The organism is Bradyrhizobium sp. (assembly GCF_036735945.1).
Taxonomy (GTDB): domain Bacteria; phylum Pseudomonadota; class Alphaproteobacteria; order Rhizobiales; family Xanthobacteraceae; genus Bradyrhizobium.
The window spans coordinates 1-6,567 of the sequence record NZ_DAINNI010000189.1 but is presented as its reverse complement, the minus strand read 5'-3'; the positions used below and the strand labels follow the sequence as shown (position 1 = coordinate 6,567).

General features: G+C 64.2%; 8 protein-coding genes. All 8 read right to left on the bottom strand.

The features are described from left to right. Positions 1–50: 50 nt before the first annotated feature. The 8 genes from V7E26_RS28500 to V7E26_RS28465 all read right to left on the bottom strand — a co-directional run bounded on the left by V7E26_RS28500 (position 51) and on the right by V7E26_RS28465 (position 6,305). Positions 51–767: an MgtC/SapB family protein gene (locus V7E26_RS28500; protein WP_324422725.1), complete on the bottom strand. Its 717-nt coding sequence runs from the start codon at positions 765–767 to the stop codon at positions 51–53. Between the two features lie 33 nt (positions 768–800). Next, positions 801–1,805 (bottom strand): WD40 repeat domain-containing protein, encoded by a 1,005-nt coding sequence (locus tag V7E26_RS28495; RefSeq protein WP_324422724.1) that lies wholly within the window; start codon positions 1,803–1,805, stop codon positions 801–803. Between the two features lie 19 nt (positions 1,806–1,824). Next, positions 1,825–2,874: a CobW family GTP-binding protein gene (locus tag V7E26_RS28490; RefSeq protein ID WP_324422723.1), complete on the bottom strand. Its 1,050-nt coding sequence runs from the start codon at positions 2,872–2,874 to the stop codon at positions 1,825–1,827. A gap of 54 nt (positions 2,875–2,928) precedes the next feature. Next, positions 2,929–3,768, bottom strand: coding sequence for a metal ABC transporter substrate-binding protein (locus tag V7E26_RS28485; RefSeq protein WP_442893495.1), 840 nt, complete (start codon positions 3,766–3,768; stop codon positions 2,929–2,931). A 32-nt stretch (positions 3,769–3,800) separates the two neighbouring features. Next, on the bottom strand, positions 3,801–4,670 hold the full coding sequence (locus V7E26_RS28480) for a metal ABC transporter permease (protein WP_324422722.1): 870 nt from the start codon (positions 4,668–4,670) through the stop codon (positions 3,801–3,803). Beyond that, positions 4,670–5,425: a metal ABC transporter ATP-binding protein gene (locus V7E26_RS28475; RefSeq protein WP_324422721.1), complete on the bottom strand. Its 756-nt coding sequence runs from the start codon at positions 5,423–5,425 to the stop codon at positions 4,670–4,672. The genes V7E26_RS28480 and V7E26_RS28475 overlap by 1 nt, the downstream gene beginning before the upstream one ends. 2 nt (positions 5,426–5,427) lie before the next feature. Further along, a complete protein-coding gene (locus V7E26_RS28470) occupies positions 5,428–5,619 on the bottom strand; it encodes a hypothetical protein (protein WP_324422720.1) in 192 nt (63 codons plus the stop codon). A gap of 218 nt (positions 5,620–5,837) precedes the next feature. Next, a complete protein-coding gene (locus V7E26_RS28465; protein WP_324422719.1) occupies positions 5,838–6,305 on the bottom strand; it encodes an MAPEG family protein in 468 nt (155 codons plus the stop codon). Positions 6,306–6,567: the final 262 nt, after the last annotated feature.

Below are 6,567 nucleotides of genomic sequence, written 5' to 3'. Positions count from 1 at the left end.
GCCAGCGTCCCTTCAAAAGTCGACGTATCACTCAGCTATGATTCCGGGTACTAGTCAGTCGTGCTCACTTCCCAGGTCGCGTGCTTCACGCCGGGCTGGTGCTGCAGGTCGACCACGACGCGATTGAGTTCGTTGGGATTGACCGCGGTGCTGACCAGCGTCGCGACGATCTCCAGCAGATCATCGCCGAATTCAACCACATTGACATCGGCCACCGGATAGCTGGCGGCTTCCAGCTTCTCGACCAGCCGATCGCGCATGTCGGGCAGCGCGTCCGGGGCGACGGCGAGCTTGAAATAATAGGTCGCTTCCGACAACTGCTCGTTCAGCGGAATACGGTTGATCGCGTTCACCAGTGGGCGCAGCAACGTATTGCCGGCGATCACGAACACCGTGAGCACCACCGCCTGGGCGACCATGTCCGCGCCGGCGCAGGAGCCAACCGCGGCCGACGCCCACAAGGTCGCCGCGGTGTTGAGGCCACGCACGTCCATGCCCTGCTTCATGATAACGCCGGCGCCGAGAAAGCCGATCCCCGACACGACATAGGCAATGACGCGCACGCCGCCGTCAGCGCCCGTGAGGTGCATGGCGAGATCGACGAACGCCGCCGCGCCGACCGCGACCAGCACGTTGGTTCGCAAGCCCGCGGTACGCTGCCGGTATTGCCGCTCCGCTCCGATCAAGGTGCCGAGCACAAACGCCGCGGTCAGGCTGACCAGCGTGTCGATGAAATCGTGGATCTGGAAGGTCGTCAGAAACCGCATGGCCCCACATAACGGCTGAATGCAACGGATCGATTAAAATTCCATCATCCCGGCGTCGCCATCCTCGGTGCCGAAGGCGAGCAACGTGCCTTTGGCGTTCCAGCCGAGCGCGGAGACCGGTTCGCTGCCGTTGCGACGGACCAGGATTTCGGCGCCGTCCTCATAGCGCACGATCAGCACGGTGCCGTCGCTATAGCCGGCGGCCATGAACTCCTGCTTCGGATGACAGGCGACCGCCGAGACGCGCGTCTGCAGCGGCGCCAGCATCGCCGGCTCCTTGCCCATCGGGCCGTCCTTGCTGGTGAACGGCCAGATGATCACGGTGTCGGCGCCCGAAGTCGCAAGCCCCTTGCCGCCCGCGCTCCACGACATCGAGCGGACGCGACCGGGATAGCCGCTCATCCGCATATGCTTGTTGTCGGCGAGCCGCCAGCCGTGCAGCGCCGGCTCGTGCATCGCGGTGACGAGGAATTTGTTGTCCGGGCTGAAGGTCACGGCAAGATGCGAGCCGGCCCATTCGAGAAATTCCGGCTTGGCCGCCATGTTGGGAAACCACAGCGTCACGCCGTTGTAATGGGCGACCGCGACCCGCAGGCCCTTCGGCGCAAACGCCAGCCCGCCGACAGTCGACGGCGCATCAAAGCTCTTCTCCTCGCCCTTGCCGCTGCGGACGAATGCCGACTTGCCGACCGACCACGCCACGGCGCCGTCGGGATGCAGCGCGACGTTGTCGATCCAGCGCCGCCTGGCGTCGGTCGCGAGCACCGAGGTCTCGCCCTTGGCATTTGACGCAACGACCTTGCCGTCATCGCCACCGGTGACGATGCGCGCGCCATCGGACGCCGCGCAGAGGATGGCGCCACCATGCACGTCGGTGCGAGAGATGTCGCCGTCGGCGCCGGCGAGCGCGATCTTCTCCTCCGCGCAGACGAAGGCAGCGCGATCGCCGAGAAAATGCACCGACGCTATGGGTGCGCCGACCGCGACGGGTTTGACGCGGTCGGTCATGGAAGCAATGGTCAGTTGTTCGGAGGCCATGATTTCGAACTTCTTCGCCTCACGTCACGATACAGGCCGCAAAGCCATCGCGGATGGTCTGCTCCGGCAATTCGCGGCCGATGAAGACGACGCGGCTCTCGCGCGGCTCGCCGTCCTTCCACTTCCGCTGATGATCGCCTTCCAGCATCATGTGCACGCCCTGGAACACGTAGCGGTCATCGTCGTCGGCAAAGGCCAGAATGCCCTTCGAGCGCAGGATCTTCTGACCCTCGGTGGCGACGAGGTTCTGCAGCCAGGGCATGAACCGCGTGGGATCCAGCGGCTTGTCCGAGCGCAGCGACAGCGATTGCATGTCCTCGTCGTGGTAGTGCTTCAAGCCGCCATGGCTGTGGCCGTGATCGTGGTGGTGGTCATGGCCATGATCGTGGTCGTGGTGATGATGATCGTCGCCGGCATCGAGGAATTCCGGCTCGATCTCCAGAATGCGGTCCAGATCGAAGGCGCCGCGTTCCAGCACGTCCGAGAGAGCCACCTTGCAGCGCTCGGTGCGGTGCAGCCTGGCGTAGGGATTGATGCCGCGGATGCGCGCTTCGACCTCGGCAAGCTCCGGCTTGGAGACGAGATCGGTCTTGTTCAGCACGATTACGTCGGCAAACGCGATCTGGTTCTTGGCTTCCGGCGCATCCTTCAGACGGTCGCTCAGCCACTTCGCATCGGCGACCGTGACCACGGCATCGAGCCGCGCGTTCTTCTGCACGTCCTCGTCGACGAAAAAGGTCTGCGCCACCGGCGCCGGATCGGCCAGGCCCGTGGTCTCGACGATGATGGCGTCGAACTTGCCCTTGCGCTTCATCAGGCCTTCCATGATGCGGACGAGGTCGCCGCGCACGGTGCAGCAGACGCAGCCGTTGTTCATCTCGAACACTTCCTCGTCGGCGCCGATGATGAGGTCGTTGTCGATGCCGATCTCGCCGAATTCGTTGACGATGACGGCGTATTTCTTGCCGTGGTTTTCCGACAGGATGCGGTTGAGCAGCGTGGTCTTGCCGGCGCCGAGATAGCCCGTCAGCACGGTCACTGGAATTTTTTGGGACGACAATTCGGACATGAAGGCTCCGGAGCGGAAATGGAAGGCGCGCCGGCAGGCAGGGAGGCCCCTGCCCTATGGGCTCAGCGCGCTGGTCAGGGTCTTTATATTGTGCCTGACCATCGCAATGTAAGTGGGAGAATCGCCCTTTTCGCCCGTCAGGCTGTCCGAATAGAGCGTTCCGCCGATCCTGGCCCCGGTCTCGGCCGAGATCCGGCCGATCAGGCGGGGGTCGGTGATATTTTCGAGGAATACCGCCGGTATCCCCGCGGTTCGGATCTGGGTAATGATCCTGGCGATGTCCCGCGCGCTCGGCTCGGATTCGGTGGAGACGCCAAGCGGCGCGATGAACTCGATGCCATAGCCGGCTGCGAAATAGCCGAAGGCGTTGTGGGTCGAGATCACCTTGCGCCTGTCCGGCGGGATCCTGGCGACGGCGTCGCGAACCTCGCGGTCGAGCGCGTCGAGCGTTTCGACATAGGCCTGCGCATTCTTCCTGAATTGTTCGGCGCCGTCGGGATCGGCGGCCGCGAGCGCACGGCTGATATTCGCCACGTAGACCTTGGCATTGCCGACCGACTGCCAGGCATGCGGATCGGCCGCCGAGCCCAGCCGGAGCGGCGAGATGCCATCGCTCGCGGTGACGATCTTCGCCCTGCTGCCGGAGGATTGCACCAGCCGCGGCAGCCAGCCTTCGAAGCCGAGGCCGTTGACGAAGATCAGCCGGGCTCCGGCGATCTTCTTCGCATCCGCCGGCGTCGGCGCATAGACATGCGCGTCGCTGTCGGGGCCCACCAGCGTGGTGACGCTGACACTGTTACCGCCGACATTGCGGACGAAATCGCCGATGATCGAGAAGCTGGCGACGACGTCGAGACGCTCCGCAGCGCGCGACGGGCCGATGGCCGCGAGCATGGCGAGCGCGATGATAAAGAAGCGGATCACGCTCACGCCTCCAGATGCCGGCCGGGAAACAACTGCCGGACCAGGCCGCTGACCGGGCCGAACAGCAGCGAGAAGATGTACAACCCCGCAGCCATCAGGATGATCGCGGGTCCCGAGGGGATTTTGGTCTGGAACGACAGCACCAGCCCGGCATAGCCGGAAGCAATCGCGCTGGCGACCGCGATGCAGATCATGCCGGTGATGTCGCGCGACCAGAACCGCGCGATGCCGGCGGGCAGGATCATCAAACCGACGCCGAGCAGCGTGCCGAGCGCGTGAAAGCCGTTGACGAGGTTGATGACGACGAGCGCGAGGAACGCCAGATGCGCGGGCGCACCGGCGCGGCTGACCGTGCGCAGGAACACCGGATCGACGCATTCGATCACCAGGGGACGATAGATCATCGCCATCACGATCAGAGTCAGCGTGGCGTTGAAGGCGATCACCAGCAGCGTCTGGTCGTCCATCGCCAGGATGTTGCCGAACAGCACGTGCAGTAGGTCGATATTGGTGCCCTTGACGGAGACGATGGTGACGCCAAGCGCCAGCGAGACCAGGTAGAAGGTCGCAAGCGAGGCGTCCTCCTTCAACTCGGTGTTGCGCGCGACGAGACCGGCGAGCAGGGCTACGGCAAAGCCCGCGATCAGGCCGCCGGTCGTCATCGCAAACAGGTTGAGGCCGGAGACCAGGAAGCCGATCGCCGCCCCCGGCAGGATCGCATGCGCCATGGCATCGCCGACGAGGCTCATCCGCCGCAGCATCAGGAACACGCCGATCGGCGCAGCGCCCAACGCCAGCGCGATCACCGCGGCGAGCGCGCGGCGCATGAACTCGAATTCGGTGAAGGGCGCGATCAGCGCGTCGTACAGCATCAGGCGGCCCGCGACGGCATGTCGTCCACGCAGGCGGCGGCGCTGTCGTCGAACGCCTCGCACATCCGTAACGCGACCATCAGGTTTTCCGCCGTCAGCACCTCGGAGGTCGCGCCCCAGGCGACCGGGCCGCGCGCCAGCAGCAGGGTTTCCGGAAAATGGTCGCGCACCAGATCCATGTCGTGCAGCGCCGCCAGCACGGTGCGGCCCTCGCCGTGCCAGCGCTTCACCAGCGCCAGCAGATCGGCGGAGGTCTTGGTGTCGATCGCATTGAAGGGCTCGTCGAGCACGATCAGCCGCGCATCCTGCAGCAGCACGCGCGCGAACAGCAGGCGCTGCATCTGCCCGCCGGACAGCGTGCCGATCGCCCGATTCTCGAATCCGTTGAGGCCGACCGCGGCGAGCGCGTCGGTGATCCTGTCCCGCGCCCCGCGGCTGATGCCGCCGAAAAATCCGATCTGCCGCCACAAACCAGTGCCGACGAAATCGAACACCGAGATCGGAAAGCTGCGGTCGATGTCGGCGCTCTGCGGCAGGTAGGCGATGTCGCGGATATCGAGGCCGCCGAGATCGATCGACCCCGAGAGCGGTTTCAGAATGCCGGCGAGCCCGCGGAACAGCGTCGACTTGCCGGCGCCGTTCGGCCCGATCACCGCTACCAGCGCGCCGGCGGCGACTTCGCCGGTGAGGTGGTGCACCGCCGGATGGCGGTCATAGCCGAGCGTGACGTTGTGGAGCTTGAGCTGCGCCGCCATGCTTACCTCATCGCGACCAGCACGACGGCCCACAGCGCGGCCGACACCGCCAGCGCCGCGGCGAGGCGCGCCGTGACCGTCATCCGCAGGATCGACCAGGGCGCCGCCTGCGCCGGATGCGGCGTCGCCGGGCCATGGGAGTGAACGTGGCCGTGGTGGTGATGGGCGTGGTCGTGGGTATGGGAGTGGGGCATGGAATGACGTTATATTATAACATTACGGGAGTCTATGCGCTGGGACGGCCGTGGACCGGCCGCTCTTCCAGCCCCCCACCCAACCGCGTTTTGCCCTCAGGGGCCAAGTAAAAGAGCGTCGTGCGGCTGCGCATACGGAGTGTCCAATACGCTGCGGGGCACATCCGCTCAATCACTGAAATCTCTGGAATACCGGCTCGCCTACAGCACAGCCGACATCACTGACGCAACGCGACCCAAAGCGTCCAGCAGGTCATAAAGATCAAGATTAGAGAACCCACGGTCCATAGCGTTGCACGCGTGTCGTGCGTCCGGGCCGTGAAGTAGGCAGCAAAGTGCAATAACCGCGAAACGACGTAGCCATACAGCAGCCATTGGGCGAGCATCAGGGTCGGCTCGGTCAATATGAAAAGAAATCCTGCAATCAGGAAAAACGGCAGATTTTCAAGATCGTTCAGCTGAATTCGCCGGATGCGATCGACATATTCATTGGGTGCCAGTTGTTCAGCGCTTGGCTTGGGGTTGAGGACCGTCTTCTTGAGATCTTCTGGCGAGCGAAATCCGCCATTTACCCGCATCATGCGAACGACGGTCAGCCATGACATGGAGACGGCTTTAAGGATCATGATGGAGGCCGCGACTGCGTAAGTAGCGAAGAGCGGATTTTGAAAGCTGAGCTTGTCCATAGCGCTTGGCCTTCGCGTTCTGACGATCATCCACGATCATCCAATCACACGAAAGTGCCTGTCGGCTAGAGAGTTCGTCTCCGGCTTGGGTCGAGAGCGCCGATGCGCCGGTAATCCGGGTCTCACGGTTTCCCGATCACCATCGCGATTGCCGCTGCAAGAAACGGAAACGGCAGCGAGACTGCGGCGCGAAACCAGACGAACCTCGCCGGCATGAACGGGATTTCCCAGAGGATCATGCGCTGGAAGGCGAACAGCGCCC

What these genes read in the sequence shown, in the direction of transcription:
- V7E26_RS28500 (WP_324422725.1), bottom strand. Translation starts at nt 767, where the DNA reads ATGCGGTTTCTGACGACCTTCCAGATCCACGATTTCATCGACACGCTG.
- V7E26_RS28495 (WP_324422724.1), bottom strand. Translation starts at nt 1,805, where the DNA reads ATGGCCTCCGAACAACTGACCATTGCTTCCATGACCGACCGCGTCAAA.
- V7E26_RS28490 (WP_324422723.1), bottom strand. Translation starts at nt 2,874, where the DNA reads ATGTCCGAATTGTCGTCCCAAAAAATTCCAGTGACCGTGCTGACGGGC.
- V7E26_RS28485 (WP_442893495.1), bottom strand. Translation starts at nt 3,768, where the DNA reads ATGCTCGCGGCCATCGGCCCGTCGCGCGCTGCGGAGCGTCTCGACGTC.
- V7E26_RS28480 (WP_324422722.1), bottom strand. Translation starts at nt 4,670, where the DNA reads ATGCTGTACGACGCGCTGATCGCGCCCTTCACCGAATTCGAGTTCATG.
- V7E26_RS28475 (WP_324422721.1), bottom strand. Translation starts at nt 5,425, where the DNA reads ATGGCGGCGCAGCTCAAGCTCCACAACGTCACGCTCGGCTATGACCGC.
- V7E26_RS28470 (WP_324422720.1), bottom strand. Translation starts at nt 5,619, where the DNA reads ATGCCCCACTCCCATACCCACGACCACGCCCATCACCACCACGGCCAC.
- V7E26_RS28465 (WP_324422719.1), bottom strand. Translation starts at nt 6,305, where the DNA reads ATGGACAAGCTCAGCTTTCAAAATCCGCTCTTCGCTACTTACGCAGTC.